Genomic DNA, 22,685 nt, shown 5'->3' with positions numbered 1-22,685 from the left:
TTTCCTTCGCGTTCGGGCTAGAGGTCGAAATCCGTGTCGGCGGCGAGGCCCGGCGCACCGCGCCAGCCCGGTCGCACGGCATCCGGGGCGGGCGTGCGCGGCAGGCGCACCGGCTCGTCGATCAGGCACCCGGCCAGCGCGTCGAGCCCGTCGTCATGCGTCTTGCCGGTCCCGTCGGGCCGCCATTCGCGCATCTCCCGTGGCAGGGGCGTCCGCCAGACGCGGGCATGGGCGCGGATCTGACCGGCGGCGAGCGGGGCGTCGAGCGCCTCCAGGATGCGCCGCTCCTTCGCGCGGGTGGAGTGCGCCTCCACCACCCCGACCGCGAGGCCGAGCGCCCGGATCTCCGCCCGCAGCAGCCCCGGCAGGAAGCGGCCGATGCCGTTCGTCTCCACCGTCACCGCCGGCAGGTGATGACGCGCGGCGAAGCGCGCGACGGCGCGGCATTGCTGGCGCGCCTCGTCCACCTCGGTGTCGGGCTCGACGCTCAGATAGACGGCGTCATGCAGCCAATAGCCGCCCGCCTCGTCGGTGAAGACACAGACGACGACGGATCGGTCACCCGCGTCCGGCGCGCCATAGGCCGGGTCCCACCGGCAGGTCGCGGAGGCGAGGCGCACCCCCTCCAGGCTGAGTTCCGCCCGGCGGTTGCGCTCGCTATAGACCAGTTCGGCCTCATAGGGGCGCAGACGGTCGGGGTCGAGGCGGCAGCCGGCGATATTCACCGGCCGCAACATCATCTGGCTGTCGAATTTCGCCGAACCGTGACGCCGGCGCAGACCATCGATCACCGCCGCGTCGTACTTCTCCGGCCACCGGGAAACGCCGCCCGCCGTCAGGATCGGCAGGGTGAGCCGCCGGAAGCCGTCGAGGAAGGGCGCGCGCTCGTCCGTCTCCGGCCGGACATCTTCTGCATAAATTGTGTAATAGCTGTGCGGCGTTCCGACATAGAGCTGTGTTCCGCCCGCCGTCAGCACATAATCCGTCTCGCTGAGGCGTTGGCGCAAGTCCTGGCGCTTCGGCGCGCTGTCGCTGGTATTGGGAACCTCCACATCGTCGCAGATCAGCACGTCCGCCCGGCAGCCGGTCAGGTTCGCGCCGATGCCGCGCGCCAGCATGGAGGGATCGCGGCTTTCCAAGGCGCGGCGCACGGTGAATTGGCCCGACGCCCATTGGTCCGCGCGATCCGGCTTCAGGCCGGCGGTCAGCGGGTGGCGCTCGATCACACGCTTCACGTTGCGCACCATCTTGGTGGCCAGATCCTGCTCCGCCGCCAAGACCAGGACGCGCAGCGCCGGATCGCGGAACAGCAGCCAGGCGCAGAAGACACCGACGATGGTGGACTTGCCGCTGGCCCGGAAGGCCTGCAGCAGGAGATGCCGGTCGCCCGCCCGCCAGCGCGCGCCGAGCCAACGCGCGATCCGGCGGTGCAGGGCCGGCGTCTCCATTCCCTGAACCCTATTCCATATCCATAGGAATTCGGGGAAGCCGCAGGCGATCTCGCGGGCGCTCATCCCCCATCCTCCCCGGGTTCGGCCGTATTCCCATCACCACTAGGGTCGCCGTCGGAGTCCGCGCCGGCGCCCAACGCCACCTTGGCCTGGGCGACGAGTTGCGCGGCCAGCGCGGTATCCCCGGCATGACCGGCGGGCGGATCGCGGATGATCGCCTCCGCCAGGACGATCAACTGCTCGATATGGGCGAGCGCGGCCTTGGCCCCGGTCTGGCTGGCCGCGAAGCTTTTGGGGTCGAAGCCCTTGGGGTCATCGCCACCGACGGGCGCGGCGATGCGTTGATAGGCGGTGATGGCGGCGTCGAGCATCTCCGGCAGACGCTCGGCCAGCCGGTCGCGCAACTGGTCGGTCTTGCTCCGGGCGCGCGTCTTGGGGGCGGCGACGCGGCCGCGCCCCCGGCCCGCCTTGCGGCGGGGGGCGGATCGGGATGTTCCGCCCTTGGGGCGTCCGGTCTTGCGCGGACCGTCGGTCATTGTCGAATACTCCTCATGGCAAATAAAAATCCGCCCGAATAGGGCGGAGGGATCGGCGATCGGGGTCTTGGGTGGTCAGGGGCACGGATCGCGGCCGGCCGGGACGGGGTGAAGCGAGATGCCTCAGGGCCATTCCGCCGCCGTCTCGATATCGACCGTCTCGCCGTCGCGGATACGCGTCTTGATCGCGCTGGCGGCGAAGACGAGGCGCCGCTCGAACGCCAGATAGGCTTGGCCGAAGGCGATGGCGGTCGGCGCATCCATGGGAACGAGGCTGTTATCGGCGGCGATCCAAACGAAATCGCTCGCCGGATCGGCCCAGCGCAGATCGCCCGCCGCCGCGCCGTCCTGGGTGATCGCGATATGCGCGGCGCTAGCGGTACCGGCGATCCGCTTCACGCTGTCCGGGTCGGTCTGGAATGCCGTCCCATCGAATGTGAACCCGTCCCCGATCCGGCGGTCGCGGCTGGCATCCACCGCATCGCACAGCGCCTCGGCCGTGGGCAGCGGCGGGGTCTGACTGGCCCCGGCCGGCAGGAGACCCAGGTCGGTGACGGTCGTGGCCGCGCCGGTCTCCGCGTCATAGACGGTCTCGCCGCGATGATCCTCGACCACGGTCCAGGCCGCGCCGGTCCACCGCGCGACATGGCCGGCCGGCACCTCCCCGGGGGGCGGCTCATCGACCGCGCCGGCGGGCACCAGATACCGGCCGAGCTCCAGCGGGTCCAGATCGCCGGCATCTAGGTACAATGGTCCGACGAGCACGCCGAGCGCGTCGGTCTGGTGGACGGTCTTCATTCTCGGCTCTCCTCTCTCAGTATTTGATGCAGGCCATCAGCGCGACGTTGCGCGGACGGGTTTCCGTGGCGACGCGCGCCCCGCCGGGGCCGGGCGAGAAGTAAATATCGAAGGTGTAACTGCCGCCCGTTCCCGGCTTATTGTTGGTCGTTGACGGATAGCCGGTGAAGGCGCCGTCGATCGCGCCCCCGCCGGTCCAAACCGAGCGCATCGCGCCCGAGAAGTTCTGCAGGGCGTCGAGTTGGAGGGTGCCGAACCCGCGCCCCGCATCCACGCCCCGCCCATCGTCCCAGAAACGCGGGAAGTCGCCGCGCAGATCGGGTACGTTGAAGGTGGACGATCCGTCGCCGGGGCCCCAGAAGGTATTGATGACCGCGAACAGATCGGCATAGGCGGCCCGGCCGACCGCCGCGCCGTTGCATTTGATGTAACCGGCCGGCGGAACCGAGGACGCATGGAGGATCACCGTGCCGGCCGGCACGGGCCCCACGCCGTTCACGACCCGATGGCCGCCGAGATCGATATCGCCTTCCATCGGAACCCCGCTCGTGCCCTCCCTGGACAGGAACGACGCGGGCTCGAGCGCGACGGCGCCCCATGCGCCGCCCCCGGCGACGCGAACCTTCATCCGGTCGGCGGCCATATCGAAATAGAGATCGCCGGGTTGCAGGGGCATCCCGTCATTGCGCACCGTCGGCGCGCTTGCATGGGCGCCGAGATAACGGCGTTCGATCGGCGCGACCGGAACCTCGGTCACGGGCCGCCCCGCGTCGTCGAAGCTGAGATAACGCCCGGCGCGGCGGTCGACCCGGGGCAGGGTCAGGTCGATATCCTCGTCCGATACGGCCCGGCGCACCGCGTCGCCGGCAAGCGCCTCGACCTGCTGAACCGACAAGGTCAAGGCGTTGAGTTGCAGGTTGAGGGCTGCCGCCCGGAACGAGCCGTCGTCCCGAAAGCTCGCGGTCCGCTGGACCGGCATATCGCGCCAGACGGTGATCACGGCGCCGAGTGGCGGCGCCTCCGCGAAGTGCAGCCGCGCCGACCCCGCCTCGTCCAGGATTTGCAGGGTGAAGGCGACGGCATTCTCCGGCCCGTCGTCGATCGCGACCTTCACATCCGCGCCCGCGAGGATCTGGAAGGGAAGATCGAAATCGGTGGTCCCCCCGACGGTCTGCAGGAAACGAACCCGCGGCCGAACGTCGTTGACGGTGAGCGTTGTCATCACTCGCTCCCGGGGAAGGCATTGGAAAGAAGATCCACCGTCTGGTCGGCGACCCCCAGGACCTGGTGCCCGAAGCCGGCGATATTCTTCAACGTATCGCCGGTATCGTCGGCCAACAGGTCCACCGGTTCCGGCTGGAAGAGGGTATCGGCGCGCAGGTCGGTCAGCCGCTGGTCCGCCCGTTGATGGATGCCGGCCATGATCGCGTCGGCGGAACCGCCGGTGCCCGACACGCCGGAGGCGGCCAGTCGCGCGCGTTGGGTGGCGAGCGCCTGCTTGCGCTCGCGCTCGATCCGCCGTTCCTCGACGCGCTGCCTCAGCGCGTGCTGCTGCTGCTCATGGGCGCGGCGGTTCCTCTCGTTCTCGGCCTGTCGCGCCTGCGTCTCGCGCCGGGCCTCGGCCTCGGCGCCACGGCTCATCCCATCGCCGATGGTACTCAGCACGCTGAGTCCGAGACCGGCCACGGAGATCGGGTCTACGCCTGTCATGATGGTTCTCCTTAAGTGAAAAAGATCGGGGTCATCCGTTCGCCGAAATCTCGGTCATCACGGAAAGGATGGTGCAGGGGACGGGGGTCGCCTGCTCGACCCGCCAGAGGGGCGTGCCCTCGCCCTTGGTCCAGCCGATGGCGCGGACCAGCTTGTCGACCGTCGCCGGGGCCGGAGCCACCGGACCGGAAAGACCGTCCCGGCGCGCGAAGGGAACGGGCACGGGCCCGCGCCCGGTATCGACATGCAGGGCCTGCGTCGCCTCCAGCCGGAAGAGCGCGCGGACCAGGCGCACCGCCTGACCGGGCCCGGCGCCGGCCTCCTTCACGAAGACCGGCAGGGGCGCCACCTCATGGGTATAGGGACGGCCGACCTCGACGGCGCTCACCGCTTCCGTCAGCGTCAGCACCCCGCCGGTTACCCGGGCCGGGGCATGGACCCAACCGTCGGCGCGAATCGCGGCCTCCACCCCCTCCAGCGGGGCAAGCGTCGAATCCCCGCCCTGCCCCGCCCCCCAGGGCGCGCGCGGCGTTCCGGCGACGAGCGTGAAGGCGCCGTCGGTCATCAGCGACGGATCGAACCGCTCCAGCCGCATCGACCCGTCGCGTTCCACCAGGACATAGACCCGCCCGCCGCTGACGGCGACGGACCGGAAGGCGCCATTGGTGTCGATGCGCGACCAGGCGGTCACGGCCTCCTGCCGATATTGCGTGACCGCGCCGATGGCGCCATCGCCCATCACGACATAGACCAGCCGTTCCTCCGGGTGATAATCGAGGTCGACGGGATGATCGACCATGTGCCGGACGAGGGTGGTGAGTTCCTTCGCCTCGTAGGCCTGTTCGCTGTCGGCGAAGAGGAACTCGCGCAACGTCCGCCCATCGCGGGAGACGAAGAGCGTGCCCAGATCGACGCTGCGCGGCGGAACGTAACGATCGATCGGGGAGCCGACGCGGGTCTGTCGCTTCAGGTCCAGATTGGTCGGCGTCAGCGGCTCGCCCTGAACCATCCATTCCGCGCCCGACGTCAGAACCTGGAGATGCTGGCCGGAGAAGACGGCGCGGATCGCGTTCACCTGATCGGACAGGATGGCGAACTCGATCGCCTCGTCATCCTCGCCCGTGCCGAGGTCGAAATTGAACAGATCCGACGCCTTCGAGAACCAGAGGCGGTTCGGCGCCTCCCGCGAGCCGCCGATCACCAAACGATCCTGGTGAAAAACGCCGCAGATCGGATAGCCGCGCGCGGCGCTGAAGGCCTGCTCGGTCCAATCCGTGGTGGCGGCCGTGCCGTCGAGCTCTTCCATGACACTGGCGCTCGCCTGGGTCGCACTGGAGATGCCGGTGATGCGGATCTCCTTGCCGCCGATCCGGAAGCGCGCGTTCATATGCGCGGCCGTGAAGACAGGGGCGCTCGCCGCGACGCCGATCGCATTCGCCGTCCCGGTGGGCTGCAACACCACATCGGCCTTCGCGAACTTATGATGCGGTTGGTGGAGGCGCCCGCTGTCGCCTTGCTCGAAGCTCCAGCCGATCAGCTCGAAGCTGGTCGCGCCGGTGCGGATGAACTGGCGCGGGGCATGGTTCGGATGCATCAGCAAGAGCGTGTCCGCGCTCTGCGTCCAGGCGATCGAGGGAATATCACCCGCCGCATAGGGGGTAGCGAGGGTGGCGACCGCCGTCTCCGCCTCGTTATAGACCGTGATCGCGCCATGGGTCAGGACCAGAAGGTAGGTCTGTTCCGTATTGAACTCGAAGGCGATCAGCCGCCCGCCCCCCGCGACGCCCGCGACATGACGCAGCCCCGCCCGCCGCCGGACGCCACCCGTCGGCTGCACGATCACATTGCGCAGACACGCCGCGCCGTTGGCATAGGCACGCAGATCGGTGCGCCCCATCAGATGCACGCCGACCTCGCCCGCCGTGAAGGTCGTCTTGACGCTCTTGACGCGGGGCATCAGCCACGCACCCCGACAAGGCTGAAACCTTCGAACCGGCCGGGGACATCCTGCTGGGCGTCGATCAGACGGGCGCGACGGAACGAATCCTCCGCCAGCTTATACAGCGCGTCGGCGCGGCTGGTGCTCTCCGTGATCGGCAGGCAGAACTCGGCCGCCAAACGCGCGATCAGGGCCTGATCGAAGAAGGGGGGGAAGGCCGTTTCGGTCGGCCGGAAAATATAGGTGAGCGTCACCTCCTGCGCGTCGGTATGCAGGCGGCGTTCGACGATCCGGTAGTCGAGACCACGGCCGCGGCCGCCCCCGCCGGGGCCCGCCGACAGCGCGCGCAGGAAGTCGGCCGGCAATTGATAGGCATAGTCGTAATCCGCCACCGGCGCGGCGACGAGGCGCGGCAGGAGGCGTTGGGCGGCCGCGAAGCTCCACGGATGGGCGGAGAGCAGCGCGTCGCGCGTCGCGCCATAGAGCGTGCCGGCAACGATGGCTTCCGCCGTGCCGTCCTCGAAACCGCTGATCGGGGCGGCCGCGATCTTCACGAGCGCGCGGTTGGTCAACTCGATACTGCTGAGGGCCATGGGGCATGTCCTTGCGTGTGATGGCGGCAGGCCACACGGAGAGGCCCCGCCGGAGGATTCCGGCGAGGCCTCCCTCATGGGGCCTGTTGAGGTGAAGATGCGCGACCGGTCAGTCGGTATCGGTGCCGCCGACCCCGGTCAGGTCGTCGACATCGACCTCGATGCCGTCGTTCGCGCTGACCGCCAGCATGCCGGTGACGAAATCGCCGCCGGTATCGGTGTTGGCGAGGATCATGTCCCCGCGCCGCAACATGTCGGCGGCGGCATTGAAATAGCCCGCCGTGTCGACCGTCGCGGCCGCGTCGGCGGTGGTGTAGTGCCAGAGCGTGAAGCCGTTGGCATAGGCGATGACGCTCAGATCCTTCGCGTGAAAGGCCATGATCCTAGCTCTCCAGACAGGGCATGCGGATGATGCCGGTGGCGTCGATCACGCCGGCGCCCTGGCTCATCATGTTGTTGACGAAATGCGCGGCGCGGTCGCCGTGCCAGGTGATGTCGGTCTTGACCTCGTGACCGACCGCATGGCCGAGAGCGGTCTTGTGGTACCAGTAGCATTTGCGCACCCCGGCCGAGAGGACGAGGCCGGAATGCGGCATCCACAGCGCGCCGAGCCAGCGTTTCGCCTGCGTGCCCTTCCAGGGCAGGTTGTCGTCGCCGACATAGTCCGCGTCCGCGAACTCGGCGATATTCAGCAGATCACTCCACTGCTTCCAACCGACGATGGCATAGCGCTGGCCGTCATCCGGCACGTCGGAGGCGCCGAGCAGCTCGAACGCCTCCAGCACCTTCGCCTTGGTCAACCCGTCGCCGCCGTCGCCGGCCTCGACCACCGCGCCGTTGCCGTCGCACGCCTCGATCAGGAGGTCGTCCGTCTTGCGGCCGAGCGCATAGGCACCCGCATTGGCCGTGACCGCGCGTTCGTCGTGATTGATCTTCACCTCGTCCAGCGCATCGACCCAATCGCCGGCATAGTAGTCCTGCAAGACCACCTCGATCGGCTCGTGGTCGATGTTCATGACCGGCACCTTGCCGTGCCGGGCCTTGGTTGAGGCCGTGCCCTTGCCGACCTTCTGGAAGGTCGTCGAGGACCCCTTGATCTCGTTCTTGGTGCGCACCGTGTTGCGCAGCTTCGAGCCCATGCGCTGGTAGGACTCATGCACCTCCGCCTGGAAATGCCGTGTGAAGCTGTCGTCGACAGTCGTGGACATGTCGTCTCCTCTGTGTCGCGAGGCGGCCACCGGCCGCCCCATGGGTCGCGAGGCGGCCACCGGCCGCCCCATGGGTCGCGAGGCGGCCACCGGCCGCCCCATGGGTCGCGAGGCGGCCGCCGGCCACCCCATGGATGGCGAAGTCGGGGATGGCGAAGTCAGGGAAAGGCGACGGCCGCCCCGTTCCCTCCTCTCGGAAGGACAGGGGTTGTCGCGACCCGTGGCCTCGGAGGGCGCGGGCGCGGCCCCTTGGCGGTGGCGGCCGTGCGGACCTTTCGGTCGGGGCCGGCGCGGCGGCATCGGAACGTGACGCCGTCCCGGCGGCCGGCCGGTGGCGGACCGCTTCGGCTCTGCGTCGCCTCGCGGTCGCGCCCGGCCCCGTCGGGGACGGTCTCCCGGGTCGTTCCAAGCCTGCCGGCCGGTTATCCGGACCGGTCGAAGGACCAAACGAATGAATGCTTAAAAAAACAGGCCGAATGCAGGCCTGCCCCGGCACGGCCCCACCCGGCGGCGCCGCGTCCGGGTGCCACGCCTTCGGAACAATCGGGCACCCGTCGCGTCGCGGGTCGGCCACCGGACGCGTGGGGAACGTCCGGCGGCCGAACCTGGCGCGCGGTGGGCCGTGCCGGGGCGGCGCGCCGCGACCCGGCCGCCGCCGTCACGGTCCGGCGGGAAGGAACCGGATCCGGGGCGCGCGCCGGGTCCGGCAACCTCCGGACACTGGCGAACTTCCTGCGAAAAGAAAAAAGGCGGCCCATCCGGACCGCCTCGACACACCATATCCCCCGCATCGGCCGAGGAGTAACCCACGGACCACGCGGTCTTCGACCCATTCGGTTCGTCCCCGATCAGGTCGCTTCGGACACAGCTGTGGTGTTTGGATAAACAGATCTTCCAAAATTTTCTCGTCAGAGTCAACGATAAAAGTTATAAGTCATAAAATATGAGAACAAATACGGATCTACTTGTAAGACCCGAAGGATCTTCGTTCATGGCGCAATCCCCGCATGCGCCCACGCACGCACGCCAATCGCGCCGGGTCTTCGCGGGCATTGCACCGGAGCCTCGCGCGCCCTATCTTCCGCGCCGCCGCCAAGGGCCCGGAAATGTGCCGGGCGAGGCCCTTTAGACGAGCATCTCTTCGATCATGACAGACCTGTCGCGCATTCGGAACTTCGCGATCATCGCGCATATCGACCATGGCAAATCCACGCTGGCGGATCGTCTGATCCAGCTCTGCGGCGGCCTGAGCGAACGCGAGATGAAGCAGCAAGTGCTGGATTCCATGGATCTGGAGCGCGAGCGCGGCATCACCATCAAGGCGCAGACGGTTCGTCTGCTCTATACGGCCAAGGACGGCATCCGCTACACGATCAACCTGATCGACACGCCGGGTCATGTCGATTTCTCCTACGAGGTCAGCCGTTCACTGGCCGCCTGCGAGGGCGCGCTGCTCGTCGTCGACGCCAGCCAGGGGGTCGAGGCGCAGACGCTCGCCAATGTCTATCTGGCGCTGGAGAACGATCTCGAAATCCTGCCGGTCCTCAACAAGGTGGACCTGCCCGCCGCCGAACCGGATCGCATCAAGCGCCAGATCGAGGAGGTAATCGGTCTCGACGCGTCCGAGGCGCTGGAGATTTCGGCCAAGACCGGCGTCGGCATCGAGGATCTTCTGGAGGCCCTGGTAACGCACTTCCCCCCGCCCCAGGGCGAGGTGGAGAAGCCGCTGCGCGCGCTGCTGGTCGATAGCTGGTACGACGTCTATCTGGGCGTGGTGACGCTGGTCCGCGTCGTCGACGGCGAAATCCGCAAGGGCATGCGCATCCGCATGATGTCCAACGGCCTCGCCCACGAGGTCGATCGTGTCGGCGTGATGACGCCGAAAGGGCTGGAGGTCGACCGGCTCGGCCCCGGGGAGGTCGGATTCCTGACCTCCGGCATCAAGCAGGTCGCCGACACCAATGTCGGCGATACCATCACCGACGATCGCAACCCGACGACGGATCGCCTGCCGGGCTTCAAGCCCTCGGTGCCGGTGGTGTTCTGCGGCCTGTTCCCCGTCGATGCGAGCGACTTCGAGGCGCTGCGCGAGGCGGTGGGCAAGCTCGCGCTCAATGATTCGAGCTTCCATTACGAGATGGAAAGCTCGGCCGCGCTCGGCTTCGGATTCCGCTGTGGGTTCCTGGGGCTGCTCCATCTGGAAATCATCCAGGAGCGCCTTTCGCGCGAATATGATCTCGACCTGATCTCGACCGCGCCCTCGGTGGTCTACAAGATGTGGATGACCAACGGCGACTATATCGAACTGCATAATCCGGTGGATTTCCCGGAGGTCACTAAGATCGACCGGATCGAGGAACCCTGGATCAAGGCGACGATCCTGCTGCCGGACGAATATCTCGGCCCCGTGCTGGCGCTGTGCACGGAGCGTCGCGGGGAGCAGACGGAGCTTACCTATGTCGGCAACCGGGCGATGGTGGTCTACAAGCTGCCGCTCAACGAGGTGGTCTTCGATTTCTACGACCGGCTGAAATCGGTCAGCCGGGGCTACGCCTCCTTCGATTACGAGATCGAGGGCTATCGCGAGGGCGATCTGGTCAAGGTCTCGATCCTGATCAACGGCGACCCGGTCGATGCGCTGGCCATGATCACCCATCGCGGCCAGGCGGACTATCGCGGTCGCCAGATTTGCGCGCGGCTCAAGGATTTGATCCCGCGCCAGCTTTTCAAGGTGGCGCTGCAAGCGGCGATCGGCTCGAAGGTGATCGCGCGCGAGACGATCGGGGCGCTGCGCAAGGACGTGACCGCCAAATGCTATGGCGGCGACGTGACGCGCAAGCGCAAGCTTCTCGAGAAGCAGAAGGAAGGCAAGAAGCGCATGCGCCAGTTCGGCAAGGTGGAGATTCCCCAGTCCGCCTTCCTGGAAGCCCTCAAGATGGGCGACGACTGACCCCTCGGGACATCGTCGCGACGCGGCCCTACGACCCGCCGCGCGACCCCTCACCGAAAGCTGGATCGGCGCGCGCGCCTGCGGCTGATCACCAACAGCAGACCGCCGGTCGCCAAGCCGCCGATCACCAGCCATAGGACCGCCTCCCAGGCCGGCCGGCGCAGCAGGGGCAGGATTCCGCTGTCCCACAGCCAGGGTAGATGCAGATGGCGCTGAACCAAAACCTGCGCGCCATTGAGCGACACGCGATCCAGCACATACCAAAGCTGACCGGCCTGTTGCGTGACATCCGCCCCGCTCAACCATAGCCAGAGACCGAGCCCCAGCATGGCGAGCGCGAAGATCACCAACAGCCGACCGAGAAAGGTGAGAACCACCATCCGGCGCGGTCCCTTCACGACGCGTAATTCATATCCCGCCCCTCGGCGTTGGCGGGAGCCTAGCATGGCCTTCAAGGCGGGCGAAACGGCAAAGACTCGGGCTTTCACAAGGTCTTCATACGGCCTTGCGGGGCCCGATCCGCTTCGCTATGGTCCCGCGCCGTTCGGGGGCGTTTTCCGCCCCGTCCAAACGAACGAACACCTGCGGAGGGATGGCCGAGCGGCTTAAGGCGCACGATTGGAAATCGTGTTGGGGTTGATAGCCCCTCGGGGGTTCGAATCCCCCTCCCTCCGCCATCGCCTTAGCGTCGAGTCCGTTTCCCATTAACGCCTTGAAAGGCAACGCGAATTCCGGGTTTAAAAATCCGGAATTTCGGGCGTACCGGGGTCTGTGCTCGAAAGCCAGTTTCAGCAGCAATCTCTTGTGATCCAAGCTGCCGTTTTTCCAGCTATCACAAGGCGTTGCGAGGAACCGGAGGGTGAGTTTAAAAACCTTCTCAAAAGGCTGGATTGGCTGGCCTTCGGAGGCGAGCCTTTCTTGTAGCATCGCCTGTTTACGTTCCAACTCCGCGATGCGGGTTTCATAGCGCGCGACCACGCTTGAGCTGGAGGTCTCCACGATCCGATCCAGCAAGGATGCGATCTGCTTTTCGCCTTCCTCCAATCTGGTGCGGATCGAACGACGCATCGCCGCGCCGCGTTCGCGGTACTGACTCCACGCCTTGGCCGTGAGCGTCTTAAAGAGATCGAGCCTGCCGGACTTGGGTTCGGCATCGCGCAGGATCGCCTCGAACTCCCCTTCGATCTCATCGCGCTTGATGGCCTTGCGGTTGCTCTCGCACTCCTTATTGAAGCACATATAGTACGGGTGTTTCTTGCCCGTCTTGCTGCGCGCCCAGCAGGCGGTGAGCGGATTGCCGCAGTCCCCGCACAGCACGAAATTCCGCAGCGGAAAGTGCTCCGAGATATCGGCGCGCGCGGGGGCCTTCGCGCCTTCCTTGAGGCGCTGCTGGATGCGCTCGAAGGTCTGGAGGGAGACCAACGGCTCATGGCGCGCCTTGGTCAGCTTCACGCCCCATTCGGGCCGCTCCAGATAGCCCGCATAGAGCACGCGGGTCAGGATGCGCCGGACATTTTCATTCGTGACCGTGCCATGGCGCGTCTTGGGAAACTCCGGGCAGCCCTCGAAGAAGCGCATCACCTCGGCCTGCGTCTGAAAGGCCCCGGTTGCGAAGCCGGTCATGCCCTCGGCGATGATGGAGGCCAGCGGCTCATCGCGCACCAATATCTTGCCCTGCCCCGGCGCGGCCTCGTAGCGGTAGCCCGGCGGACAGGAGAACGTCCAATAGCCGTTCATCAGCCGGGCGCGCATGCGGTTCTGCGTCTGCTCCGTGTTCTTCTGGCGCTGATGCTGGGAAACCGAGGCCAGCAGGTTCTCGACCAGCATCGAATCCGAATCCTCGCCGAACTCGATGGAGGGGCTTTCCAACCGCCCGCCCGCTTCCGTGATGGCGCCGCGCAGATCGAGATGCGCCTTAATGTCCCTTGCGAGCCTGCTGATATCGTCGATCAGGACAATGCAGCCGCCCTTCTTCTTCTGCTTGGCCACGAAGGCCAGTAATTCCAGCATGCCGGGGCGCTGGATCAGCCCGCCGGAGACGGCTTCGTCCCGGAAAACCTCCAGCACCTCATAGCCCTTCATCCGGGCGTATTCGCGGCATCGTGTCTCTTGCGAGTGCGCGCCGTGCCCCTTGGCGACCTGCGCGGCGGAGGACACGCGCGCATAGATCACGGCTTGTTTGCAATCGGGATAAAGGGTGGTTCTACGATCAATCATTCTTGGACTCCTTTCCGCCCGGATCGGAGCAAGCCCCGTCCCGCGCGATAAATTCTTCGATCAAATCATCATCCATGCATTCTACCATGGACGGCCCGCCCGATGGGCTCTGAGCCTTGGGTTTCGCATGTTTTCCACAGGCTTTTTTGGCTTGCTGGAGCGGGTGCATATTGAAGCCGAGCGCTACGAACTCGCACACGATGTTCCAGACGAGGGTGAGATATTCCGCCTTCTCGTCCTCGCTCCAATCGGCATCGTCGAGGAAGTGCATGAACTCCGAGGCGTCGAATTCGAGAGCGGGATAACCGGAGGGCGCGGGCGGATCACCAGTTCCATTCTCGGCTCCATCGGCGGCTTCATTTCCAGCCTTGGCGTTGAAGTGGTTGGTGTCGTGTTTGTCGCTCATGGCGTCCTCCTTCTCTCAAATTTCTTTCGTCTCTTCGCGCCTCCTTTCCATGCACCGCGATAAGAACATTAAGCGAACATCTATACGGGAATGCGTATCGCGATGCAAGGAAAAGCTGCGGGATTTTCTCCCTATCGGCTGCGCTGATCGCGCGAACGCTCCGGCCTGCGGGCGGCTTGCGCGCGGCGCTTTTCCTTGAATTCCTCGCGGCGCAGTTCGGCGGTACGATCGTATGCCTTGCGAGCGAGTTCGGAGACGCGCAGCAGGTCGGTGGCGATAAAGCTGGAGGCATCCCGGAGATTGCCCTCGCCATCGGTGTAGGTGCGTGAGAACTCGGTCGCGTAATACGACCCTTTCTCACCCTCATTCCGCCAAATGGTAGCCTTGAGGTTCCTATCCGGGATGACATCGGCGGGTTGCTTGGGGGCGCGACTATTGTCGGTATCATCGGTCATGGTGCTTACTCCTTCTCTTGGGTTAGCGCGTCACCGCGCGCTTGAAGGCGCGGCTTTTGGATTGGGCCGCCTGCGCGCGGCGCTTGGCCTTGAAGGCGTCGCGGCGGGCGGCCTTGGCCTCGTCCTTCCACGCGGCATCGAAGGCGGTGCCGTCCACCTCATGGCTGAGCGCGGGCGATGGCTTGAGGGCCGGTTCGGGCCGACCCTTCTTCACCATGTCGGAAGCGCGGTGGCTGGCCTTGTCCGGCTCGGCCTGGCCCGCTGTTCCGAAGTCGGGGCGCGGCGAGTCCGCCGTGATCGGCGTAGGCGAAAGGTTCTTGGCAAAGCTGGTCATGCGATGCGGCTCCATGTTCCGTCTCGGTATTGCGGGTAGTGGGCGAAGCGCTTCGGCACAGGCTCGGTGATCACCCGCCGCCATGCCGGGCCGCGCGGTGTCATCACGCGCACCTTGTCAGCGGGCGGGAAGTACGGGTTCGGGTGATAGCGCCCGGCCATGAAGGGCAGATCGTAATAGGCAAAACGGTCGGCCAGGATCGGGTGCGCCAGCCCGTCCACGAAGATGATCTGCTTGCCGGGCGGGAGGCCCAGCACCTCATCCGAGGTCATCAACGGACGGGACTTGAGCACGGGCAGGTCGGCCATGCGGGCGTGATGGTGCAGTTCCATCGCCGCCTTGAACGGGTTGCCGCCCTGGAAGATGGATTGAGCGGCCTTGCGCTTGGCATGCAGCGCGCGCTCACGCGCTTGCTCGTCGCGGTAGGCCAGCGTCTCCTGCCCCAGCATGCGCGAGAGCGTGGAGGCGGTGTCCAGATCGCGCACCCCGAACCAGTTTTGCAGCCCCGCCGAGGCCGGGATTATCTGCTCCGCGCCGGGGCCCAGCGCCCTGAGCTGCGCGGTCGATTGCCAGAAGCCCCACGGGCGAACGCCCAGCCCGGCATCGCGGGTGTAAAGCTCCACCACCTGCGGGAAGCCTTTGAGGTTGCCGATCTCATCGAGCACCCATGTCTGGCGCGGGGCGGCGGGGGCACGGGCCTTGTAGGTGCGCGCGCCGACGAAGAAGCTCTTGATGACCGGCGCCCACGGCTCGGCCATATCGCCCGGCGGCATGAGATAGAGCTGATAGGTCTGATCGCTGGCGCACAGATCGGCCAGCGCGGCGGTAAAGGGCGGGGAGAGCGCCTCCATCAGCACCGGATCGGAGAGGCAGGCAAAGGCCTTGGTCAGTTCCCCCAAGATGCCGACGAAACCGCCGGAGGTGTCTTCGCGGCCATCCGTGATCTCGGCTTCGATGCGCCGGACGAAGGCGATATCACTCTCGCTCATCTCGAAGGCGATATCGAGCCAGCCGTCCCCGCCCATCACCAGCAGGTTGATGGCCTCATAGAGCGCCGGATAGGTGAGACCGCCATCGCGCGCGATGACCGCGAGGCTGAGCGCTTCCAGAAACTCCCGCGCACGCCCTTCGAAATAGGCGCTTTGCGGCGCGCCGCTGGGCGGGATCGCATTGGCGGCGAAGCGCTTCACATCGGAGATCAGCGTGGGGCTGTCTTTGCGCAGATGCCCCAGCGGATTGATGCGATCCTGCGGCAGGTCGTGCAGCCCGTGGGGGTTCCAATGGAGACAAAATTTATTGTCCGGGGTCTGATCGCGCGAGATTCCGGCGAGCTCGCCCTTCACGTCCAGCGCGAGGATCGTCGGGGCGTGAATACCGGCGCAGATATTGAAGGCCAGCAGGTCACGCAGCTTGCCGGAGCGCGGGCCCGCCACGCACATGCCCCCGCCCATGTCGGAATACCAAAGCGCGCGGCCCTGATAGAACCCGATCAGCAGCGAATGCGGCTGGCGAGTGAAGAGCCCGGCGCGCGCGATCTCCTTCGGCCCGGCGAACCGCGCCGAGCCGAAGGGATGGGCCGCGTTATCGTGGACGGGCCCGGTCATGGGGTTAAACCGCCAGCCCGGCGAAGCGCACCGCGCCGAAGGCGACGACCCCGGCAATCGCGTACCACAGCGCCATGCGGCAGATGGCGAAGATCACCACGCCCGACAGCCCGAAACTCGCGAAATACATCAGCATCGCCAGATCGCGCGAGTCATAGGCCTTGTAGACCATCTCCTTGATGACCGGGCCGATCAGTTGGAACAGGGCGGGCGTACCCAGCACGGCTGCCAGCAGCGCAAGGCACACGCAAAGCAGGTTCTGCCCCGGCGGGCCGTCATGGCCGCCGCCGGGATTGCCGGGTTGGGGATAGGGATTGCTCATGGATATGTCCTCCTGAGTGGCAGCAGGAAAAGCCCCCGAACCGACCGGCCCGGGGGCTCATCCCATCAGCTCGCAATCGCGCCGATGATGGCGAGGGCGGCGACGACGACGATCATGCCGCCGATCACCTCGCCCACGCGTTCCCAGAAGGACTTCTTCTTGGGGCGGTAGACGTCATACTGACCGCCTCCGACACGTTCCCACGTCTGCTTGGCCATAATGACCTCCAGTTGCTAGGGTTAGAGTTGTCGTCTCACATGAGACACCACCCGCGATTGGCCATTGCCGTATGTATGGGTGTTGTCGGAAACATGTTCGATCATCGGCGCGTTTGTCGTGGAAACAGCCGGTTCGTATGGTGAAATGCATGAGTGGGAAGTCGTAACAAGTGACCAACAACGTCGAAAATATTCGTGAAATCAAAGAGATACACGTTGAGTCGTCTTACGACTCTTTTTATCGATACTCGCTTTGGCAGTTCATCTGTCAGGACGCTTGGGCGCTGGGAGATGGCAGAAGAGCGTATTTCAATCATGTGATCCGGCATGTGGAATCACCACGCTACAAGATCATCGATCCGCTTTCCTTAAAGCCCATCAATACGGACAACCTCAAAGAAGCCGATATCGCCAATTTCGTTGGGAAACGTCACGGCGCGGGGCCGGGAATGCATACGACGGTTGCCAAACTGAATGTGCTGGATGCCTACGCGAAAATCCGGGCCCCCGACACAGCGCAAGGTTTTCGTATAGATCGTGCGCAGTACGTATATGCCGATTTCAAGGCCAAACGGATCATCAAGAAGCTTAGTTCATATATTCTTTCTGAAATAGATTTCTTCTTTTCCGAAAATGATGGGATTTATTATAGGGAAGATAGGCCAAACCCCACAAAAGTACTTTTTCTGAAGCACCTACCGAAAAAACCATACGCTATTGTCCATGTACTTATTCTCAATGATGCAGAATACCCACTTACTGAAGGCGGAGTAATGAAAGAGAACGTTCCAGATTTTCAACGCTATAGCGGAATCATCATTCCCGACCTATCCGGGCATTGTGCGATAGAGTTGCAGAATGCCTACCATGGAAGAATTGAAACCATGGAGGCATTTTTCATAGCAGGGCAACGCGTTTCTTTTGATGTGGTGCGTCCCCGAACCCTCGTGAAATCAGAGAGTGCCGCGAAACCTACAACAATTTTGCTGGAGGGACATAGAACGACCCTTTCTGGCGAATACAAGTCTATGCCGAAAGACCATAAGTATTACATCATGTCGGACAGATTATTTGCACATTTCGGTGAAAGAATATAAGTTATGTTATATCTATATAAAAATATGAAACAAGAAAACAATAAAAACCATAATAGTGGAAACTATAATATTTTGCGCGGAGCGTATTTCAACAATTTCTCAGAGGTTGATGGCGCGCTAGAAACCGAGCCACGTTGTATAGAGAACACCGATCATTTGGGCCGTACCGCTTTGCATATAGCAGCGCAACGCGGTTTTGTTGATATGGTTATGCATTTATCTGAACAAGACGGCGTAGATTTTTCTGCAACGGATTTGCTTGGTCGTACCGCGTTGGATGTGTCGTGGGAATCCGCAAAGTCTGAGATTCCTCACTATTTATCAGATCGCATGTACCCGAGCCTTTTTACTGAATTCACGCCTTAGTCAACGAACAGGCATAGGAACGCCCTAAGGCCATTAGCTTCGTAGTCGCTCAGGCTATGCTTCGATGCAAGTGCGGCATTCTTGGATTATTGGCATCCGTGCAATCCAATCAGGTACGGCTCAAAACAAAATGCACCGCAAATCACCCGTTCAGGCCTCGCTTTCCCCAAATAACGCGGCGGCATCGCGCGCACCGTGAAGCACGCGCATGATAATGAGCGCGGTATCGGTGATCCGGTAATAGATCGCGTAGCTTCGGAAAAAATGGGCGCGCAGCCCCGGTGCCAAGCTATCGCGCCGGGGGCCGATCTCCGGGCTATGGCAGAGCGGCGCGAAGCGTTGCTGGAGGTCATGCACGAAGCGCGAGGCGGTATCCGGCGAGTCCTCCGCGATGAAGGCCCAGATATCGGCGAGATCGTCCTCGGCGGTCTCTGTTATTTGGAGGGCGCGCGGCGTTTCGATTTTTCCTGCCCCTTCTTGATAATCTTATCGGCGTCGAAAGCGCCGACCCGTCCTTGCGCCCTATCGTCATCGGCCGCGGCGATATCGCCGCGCAGGGTTTCCAATTCGGTTTCCCGGAGCCTGCGCTTGTGCTGCCAGTCGCGCAGGGCCTCGCGCACGATCTCGCTGCTGGAGGCGTAAGAGCCTTCATCCAGCGCCGCGCGCACGGCAAGCGCCATCTCCGGCGTCAAGGTCACGGTCATGCGTTCAATGCTGTTGCGCTCGCTCATACGAACCTCCTTACGTCAATAGTGTTACTATATCATACTTGGTAGGCGATTGCCACTTGCGCCGTGATGGAGCAGCATGAGTTCCATGGCCTACTCGGCCCGCGATTATCCGTTCTGATCCGCCATCTCCCGGCATCGTTTGAGCACATAGGCGAGATGCTTGGCCGGGATTTTCGGCGGTTTGGGGCTGAGCCATAGACCCACGGCGCGCGGGTTCAATCCTTCCGGGGCATCCTCGGCATCGACGAAGATGCGGCTCGGCAGAAGCCCGCTTTCGAAATACCCCCTGAGTTCGGCCAGATCGGCCTCGCGTTTACGGATTTTCTCGGCCTTCCGGCGGGGCGGGGCCTTGGGTTTGTCCGCGCCCGCCGATTTGCGAGGCGTCTTCTTTTTGCGCTGGCCGTAGCCGTCCGCATAGCTTTCCCGCACGCGGTAGGGCCTGTCGATCTGCTCTTCGGGAAACAGGTCTTCAAGAGAGCAATCCAGCGCCTCGCAGATCGCGGCGATATCGTATTTGACGATCCCCTTCCGATCCACCGGGCGCCGCCCGTCCTTGGCGTAGCTCTCCACATTGCGGTAGGACAGCCCCAGATGTTCCGCCAGCCGGGAGATGCTGCCAAACGCGGAATCCGCTATCGCTTGATCGTATCTTTTATTCCTCATGATGGGTCAAAACACTTACTTCAAAATCACAATTTCATTTCCTCTCCCCACGCCCTGTTTCAGCACCCGGCCAAGGTTTCTTACATGCGCTATGAAGAGTCCTTTGCCTTGGCCTCAATCGCCGCAATCCATGTTTCCTCGGCAAATTCGAGAAGGAAGGCGGCGATGGTCTTCGTGCGTCCGCTCAGCGCATTGCCGAGCGGCTGGGCCGTCACCCCGTCAGGGATCGGGATATCGTGCCGGGTGGCCCATTTCAGCAACATGATCGGGCTGAGCCCGGAGCGATTTCGCAGCTCTTGGATGCGGGCGCGAATTTCCGGTGTCAGCGTGATCCGGTTCGCCGTCTCGAGTTCCTCCTCTGTGGCCGACAGCCGCGCGACGATTTCCCGGCGCGACCCGCCTGCGGCGTGCTCGCGCTTCAAGGCGCCGATGAGTTCCTGATTGGAGCGTTTGTTCAGCGCCCGGCAAGCACGTTCATAGCGCTTACTGTCACCGTATCGCAGGGGCTCACGCAGCCCCTCGAATTGCACGCGCGCGAGGATGGCGTACTCGACCGGCGCCAGGCGCCGGACGGCCAACTCGGCAAAAGCGTGACCGAGGGGCTCGGGAATATCGGACGCGAACCGGATAAGGTTCAGCACTTTCGCCGCCTGCGGCTTCGTCAGCGTGCGATCCGAGAAATAACGGGCGATGGGCTTTTTCTTCGCGCGCCGTCCGTAATCGTCGTCGTAGCTCTCCCGGAAGCGGTAAGGCGTATCGATGAAGTCTGCTGGAAAGATGTCTTCGAGCTTACAATTCAGGGCCTCGCAAATCGCGGCGATGTCGTATTTGACGATCCCTTTGCGATCCACCGGGCGCCGCTCGAATTTCGCGTAGCTCTCGACGTTCCGATAGGAAAGCGCGACATGTCGGACGAAAGCGGACATGCTCGCGAACCCGGCATTTTCGATGGCGTTGTATAGGCTGTGATTTCGGTCAGATTTGGAAGAATTCATAACAATTTCAGTATAGTACAAATTTTATAAGTATTTTATTATCATTTTATCTAATTTTACATAATTATTAATTTTTCTATGCGAATATATAAGCAATTATAGCTTTGCGATGACGAATTGCAAAAATAAAGAGTTTATGCAGGGGCATTAAATGGCGGCAAATTCAAACGACATTTCGAACGACGCAGCGGCAGCCCTGCGCGCAAGCGCGTGGGATAAGGGCGTGCTGAGCCAGCGCTATGAAACCGTCGCTTTCGATAAAAACGGAAACGCACCGGCGAGCGAGCAGGAGTTGCGCGCTCAGGCCACCCGAATGGCGGGGGAAAAGCGCCTCGAAGAATTTCAGGCCGAGCAGAGCGAGAACGCTGCGGGCCGTATCCTCAAGCACGAGCATTTCTCGCGCGGCGCTCAAGCGGCGCAGGTCGAAGGACGCAAGCGCCAAAGCGAGAACGGCCAGATGTTCTACCTCGCCGCCGCTGCTGCCGCCTATGATCAGCCGATTACCTTGGATTTCGGCAACGGCCCGACCGCGACAACACCCGGCGAAGTGCGCGACGAGGCATCCGAACTCTATAACGAATATGCGGAGAAATATCACCGGCTTATCCGTGAAGGTGCCAGCCAGGAGGAAATCACGCGCGCTAAAGACAAGATGGATTATTATCAAAATGTTATGGATGTAGCCGATGATGTCGCCGCCGGGCGCAAACCACCGGAAGCGATGCAGACCGCAGTTGACGCCGATCAAGGAGGCAAGGCGGAACTCGGCAAAAGTCTCGATAACGTTGAGAACGCACGATCCGCCTACAATGCCACGAAGGCACAAGAAGCAGAAAATGCAGGCACGCTTGAAGAGCTTTCAGCAGAACAGCAGGACGATGCGAGCATGGCGGCGTTCTTTGGAACGGCTGATGGAAATCCTGCTCCATCAGATGAACAACAGACAGAATCCACGCCGGAGAATGCTGCACCGGACTTCGATGATATCGACTTTGCCGCCGTTACACCCCCGCCACCCTCAGGGCCCGGCTTTTAAGAGGCTGCATTTCACCGCGCGCTTATTGAAACAGGCTTGAGAGCCAGTCCCAGCGGTTTTTGAGCGCCACGACCAACATCAAGAATATCGCCCCGCCAATGGCAAGTTTGATGCCGATAACGATGGCGGCGAACAGCATATAAACCCCGCCAAAGGCGATCACGGCGGCGGCGATGGCGCCGCCCCACTGACCGACATCATACCCGGCAATACCGCAGATAATAGCGGCGATAATGGCAAGCACCGGACGCGGGTCGTTGTCCGAATCTTTTTGGGACGGACTCATCTCTGAACTCCTGCATCTATGTGGACGAGGGAAAGCGCACGTGAGGTTGCCTATGCAAAGCGCTGCATGGGTGTTCGAATGTAAGAGGGTTATTCGGGCTGTCTGGACGCGCTGGCCAATTGATCGGGATTGAGGCCGCAGACGTTTTTGGCAACCCAATCAACACCGTTATAGATGCGTCCGGTAGCTGGGTCGTCCGAGCCCCCATTGTTATTCGCGCTATGGATGAGTTTAATCAGGCCACCTAAGCCGCGCGGCACCTGCTTTTTGCCATCGACGACTGGAAGCACGGTGAATTCATTGCGCAGGCAATTGAGTGCGTCCATGCCGCTGGGCGCGCCCAGCGCATAGACGCGGCGTGAGGCTTCTCCAAAGGCAAATAGGTACGTTTCGCGGGCGTTCATGCTGGCCACGTCGCGGATTGTCAGGTCTTCGCAGGGTGTCGTGTCCGCATATATCAGTTCGCGCTGATGGGTGTTCTCGACGTAATCAATGCATTCACTGATGGCGGTTTGATTCACGGGCGGCGTGGCGGCCTGCGCCTCACCCGCTTGTGCCGTGTTCCCCCAGGACGCGAGCGCAACGCCCGCGCTAACAGCGGCGGCGGCGCCAAGCGTTTTCGCTTTTGATCCAAATGTCTCGCGTAACACACTCATGTAATCGTGCCTAAAAATAAAATTACAAAAAGACTCATTATACCATTTCGCGCTGATCACCATTCATGGGCCCATTGTCGATATCCGATGGACATGATCTTCCACGGTTGGTCC

General features: G+C 63.3%; 26 protein-coding genes, 1 tRNA gene and 1 pseudogene. 5 read left to right on the top strand and 23 right to left on the bottom strand.

Annotated features, from left to right (window positions below; translation table 11 throughout):
* Nucleotides 1–17 precede the first annotated feature (17 nt).
* From terL to KAJ83_RS04535, 9 genes are all read right to left on the bottom strand, one after another.
* The gene (gene terL, locus KAJ83_RS04575) at nucleotides 18–1,514 is read right to left on the bottom strand and encodes a phage terminase large subunit (protein ID WP_210680864.1); all 1,497 of its coding nucleotides are present in this window, start codon (nucleotides 1,512–1,514) and stop codon (nucleotides 18–20) included.
* Complete coding sequence (locus KAJ83_RS04570) at nucleotides 1,511–1,987, bottom strand: hypothetical protein (protein ID WP_210680863.1); 477 nt, start codon at nucleotides 1,985–1,987, stop codon at nucleotides 1,511–1,513. The genes terL and KAJ83_RS04570 overlap by 4 nt, the downstream gene beginning before the upstream one ends.
* A gap of 123 nt (nucleotides 1,988–2,110) precedes the next feature.
* Nucleotides 2,111–2,785, bottom strand: coding sequence for a DUF4376 domain-containing protein (locus KAJ83_RS04565; RefSeq protein WP_210680862.1), 675 nt, complete (start codon nucleotides 2,783–2,785; stop codon nucleotides 2,111–2,113).
* Between the two features lie 16 nt (nucleotides 2,786–2,801).
* Nucleotides 2,802–4,007: a phage tail fiber domain-containing protein gene (locus KAJ83_RS19220; protein WP_246484247.1), complete on the bottom strand. Its 1,206-nt coding sequence runs from the start codon at nucleotides 4,005–4,007 to the stop codon at nucleotides 2,802–2,804.
* Nucleotides 4,007–4,495 (bottom strand): virion core protein, T7 gp14 family, encoded by a 489-nt coding sequence (locus tag KAJ83_RS04555; RefSeq protein WP_210680861.1) that lies wholly within the window; start codon nucleotides 4,493–4,495, stop codon nucleotides 4,007–4,009. Before KAJ83_RS04555 ends, KAJ83_RS19220 begins: the two co-directional genes overlap by 1 nt.
* A gap of 31 nt (nucleotides 4,496–4,526) precedes the next feature.
* On the bottom strand, nucleotides 4,527–6,452 hold the full coding sequence (locus KAJ83_RS04550; RefSeq protein ID WP_210680860.1) for a phage tail protein: 1,926 nt from the start codon (nucleotides 6,450–6,452) through the stop codon (nucleotides 4,527–4,529).
* Nucleotides 6,452–7,027, bottom strand: coding sequence for a phage connector family protein (locus KAJ83_RS04545; protein ID WP_210680859.1), 576 nt, complete (start codon nucleotides 7,025–7,027; stop codon nucleotides 6,452–6,454). Before KAJ83_RS04545 ends, KAJ83_RS04550 begins: the two co-directional genes overlap by 1 nt.
* Before the next feature lie 109 nt (nucleotides 7,028–7,136).
* Nucleotides 7,137–7,406: a hypothetical protein gene (locus tag KAJ83_RS04540; protein ID WP_210680858.1), complete on the bottom strand. Its 270-nt coding sequence runs from the start codon at nucleotides 7,404–7,406 to the stop codon at nucleotides 7,137–7,139.
* A 4-nt stretch (nucleotides 7,407–7,410) separates the two neighbouring features.
* A complete protein-coding gene (locus KAJ83_RS04535; protein WP_210680857.1) occupies nucleotides 7,411–8,235 on the bottom strand; it encodes a phage capsid protein in 825 nt (274 codons plus the stop codon).
* A gap of 1,147 nt (nucleotides 8,236–9,382) precedes the next feature.
* Between KAJ83_RS04535 and lepA the strand changes: the two genes are divergently transcribed.
* The gene (lepA, locus tag KAJ83_RS04530) at nucleotides 9,383–11,185 is read left to right on the top strand and encodes a translation elongation factor 4 (RefSeq protein WP_210680856.1); all 1,803 of its coding nucleotides are present in this window, start codon (nucleotides 9,383–9,385) and stop codon (nucleotides 11,183–11,185) included.
* Nucleotides 11,186–11,235: 50 nt separating this feature from the next.
* Here lepA and KAJ83_RS04525 read toward each other — a convergent pair whose 3' ends face one another.
* Nucleotides 11,236–11,565 (bottom strand): hypothetical protein, encoded by a 330-nt coding sequence (locus KAJ83_RS04525; RefSeq protein WP_210680855.1) that lies wholly within the window; start codon nucleotides 11,563–11,565, stop codon nucleotides 11,236–11,238.
* Between the two features lie 206 nt (nucleotides 11,566–11,771).
* On the opposite strand from KAJ83_RS04525, the gene KAJ83_RS04520 reads away from it, so the two are divergent.
* Nucleotides 11,772–11,862 (top strand) — tRNA-Ser (locus KAJ83_RS04520).
* A 547-nt stretch (nucleotides 11,863–12,409) separates the two neighbouring features.
* Here the strand turns inward: KAJ83_RS04520 and KAJ83_RS04515 are convergent.
* The 7 genes and pseudogenes from KAJ83_RS04515 to KAJ83_RS04485 form a co-directional block, all read right to left on the bottom strand.
* Nucleotides 12,410–13,402 (bottom strand): annotated as a pseudogene (locus KAJ83_RS04515) (recombinase family protein); the annotation flags it as partial.
* Complete coding sequence (locus KAJ83_RS04510; protein ID WP_210680854.1) at nucleotides 13,395–13,808, bottom strand: hypothetical protein; 414 nt, start codon at nucleotides 13,806–13,808, stop codon at nucleotides 13,395–13,397. The gene KAJ83_RS04510 and the pseudogene KAJ83_RS04515, both read right to left, overlap by 8 nt.
* A gap of 131 nt (nucleotides 13,809–13,939) precedes the next feature.
* Nucleotides 13,940–14,263, bottom strand: a complete 324-nt coding sequence (locus tag KAJ83_RS04505) for a hypothetical protein (protein ID WP_210680853.1) — start codon at nucleotides 14,261–14,263, stop codon at nucleotides 13,940–13,942.
* 22 nt (nucleotides 14,264–14,285) lie between these two features.
* Nucleotides 14,286–14,597, bottom strand: a complete 312-nt coding sequence (locus KAJ83_RS04500) for a hypothetical protein (RefSeq protein WP_210680852.1) — start codon at nucleotides 14,595–14,597, stop codon at nucleotides 14,286–14,288.
* A complete protein-coding gene (locus KAJ83_RS04495) occupies nucleotides 14,594–16,201 on the bottom strand; it encodes a type IV secretory system conjugative DNA transfer family protein (RefSeq protein ID WP_210680851.1) in 1,608 nt (535 codons plus the stop codon). The genes KAJ83_RS04500 and KAJ83_RS04495 overlap by 4 nt, the downstream gene beginning before the upstream one ends.
* A gap of 4 nt (nucleotides 16,202–16,205) precedes the next feature.
* A complete protein-coding gene (locus KAJ83_RS04490; RefSeq protein WP_210680850.1) occupies nucleotides 16,206–16,523 on the bottom strand; it encodes a hypothetical protein in 318 nt (105 codons plus the stop codon).
* Between the two features lie 65 nt (nucleotides 16,524–16,588).
* Entirely contained in the window at nucleotides 16,589–16,741 is a 153-nt protein-coding gene (locus KAJ83_RS04485; protein ID WP_210680849.1) for a hypothetical protein, read from the bottom strand.
* A 170-nt stretch (nucleotides 16,742–16,911) separates the two neighbouring features.
* Between KAJ83_RS04485 and KAJ83_RS04480 the strand changes: the two genes are divergently transcribed.
* Nucleotides 16,912–17,838, top strand: a complete 927-nt coding sequence (locus KAJ83_RS04480; RefSeq protein ID WP_210680848.1) for a hypothetical protein — start codon at nucleotides 16,912–16,914, stop codon at nucleotides 17,836–17,838.
* Nucleotides 17,839–17,841: 3 nt separating this feature from the next.
* A complete protein-coding gene (locus KAJ83_RS04475) occupies nucleotides 17,842–18,204 on the top strand; it encodes an ankyrin repeat domain-containing protein (protein ID WP_210680847.1) in 363 nt (120 codons plus the stop codon).
* A gap of 150 nt (nucleotides 18,205–18,354) precedes the next feature.
* Here the strand turns inward: KAJ83_RS04475 and KAJ83_RS04470 are convergent, their stop codons facing one another.
* The 4 genes from KAJ83_RS04470 to KAJ83_RS04455 all read right to left on the bottom strand — a co-directional run bounded on the left by KAJ83_RS04470 (nucleotide 18,355) and on the right by KAJ83_RS04455 (nucleotide 20,593).
* Complete coding sequence (locus KAJ83_RS04470) at nucleotides 18,355–18,597, bottom strand: type II toxin-antitoxin system RelE/ParE family toxin (RefSeq protein WP_343221964.1); 243 nt, start codon at nucleotides 18,595–18,597, stop codon at nucleotides 18,355–18,357.
* Between the two features lie 41 nt (nucleotides 18,598–18,638).
* Nucleotides 18,639–18,935, bottom strand: coding sequence for a ribbon-helix-helix domain-containing protein (locus tag KAJ83_RS04465; RefSeq protein WP_210680846.1), 297 nt, complete (start codon nucleotides 18,933–18,935; stop codon nucleotides 18,639–18,641).
* Between the two features lie 105 nt (nucleotides 18,936–19,040).
* Nucleotides 19,041–19,598 (bottom strand): helix-turn-helix domain-containing protein, encoded by a 558-nt coding sequence (locus KAJ83_RS04460; protein WP_210680845.1) that lies wholly within the window; start codon nucleotides 19,596–19,598, stop codon nucleotides 19,041–19,043.
* 89 nt (nucleotides 19,599–19,687) lie between these two features.
* On the bottom strand, nucleotides 19,688–20,593 hold the full coding sequence (locus tag KAJ83_RS04455; protein ID WP_210680844.1) for a hypothetical protein: 906 nt from the start codon (nucleotides 20,591–20,593) through the stop codon (nucleotides 19,688–19,690).
* A 151-nt stretch (nucleotides 20,594–20,744) separates the two neighbouring features.
* Between KAJ83_RS04455 and KAJ83_RS04450 the strand changes: the two genes are divergently transcribed.
* Nucleotides 20,745–21,629, top strand: a complete 885-nt coding sequence (locus tag KAJ83_RS04450; protein WP_210680843.1) for a hypothetical protein — start codon at nucleotides 20,745–20,747, stop codon at nucleotides 21,627–21,629.
* A 22-nt stretch (nucleotides 21,630–21,651) separates the two neighbouring features.
* Here the strand turns inward: KAJ83_RS04450 and KAJ83_RS04445 are convergent, their stop codons facing one another.
* Together KAJ83_RS04445 and KAJ83_RS04440 are read right to left on the bottom strand one after the other, a co-directional pair.
* Entirely contained in the window at nucleotides 21,652–21,915 is a 264-nt protein-coding gene (locus tag KAJ83_RS04445) for a hypothetical protein (RefSeq protein WP_210680842.1), read from the bottom strand.
* Between the two features lie 89 nt (nucleotides 21,916–22,004).
* Complete coding sequence (locus KAJ83_RS04440; RefSeq protein WP_210680841.1) at nucleotides 22,005–22,634, bottom strand: hypothetical protein; 630 nt, start codon at nucleotides 22,632–22,634, stop codon at nucleotides 22,005–22,007.
* Nucleotides 22,635–22,685: the final 51 nt, after the last annotated feature.

Source organism: Marivibrio halodurans (assembly GCF_017963645.1).
Taxonomy (GTDB): Bacteria; Pseudomonadota; Alphaproteobacteria; order UBA8366; family Aestuariispiraceae; genus Marivibrio; species Marivibrio halodurans.
The sequence above is the reverse complement of the archived record's forward strand: the minus strand, read 5'-3'. Positions and strand labels throughout refer to the sequence as shown.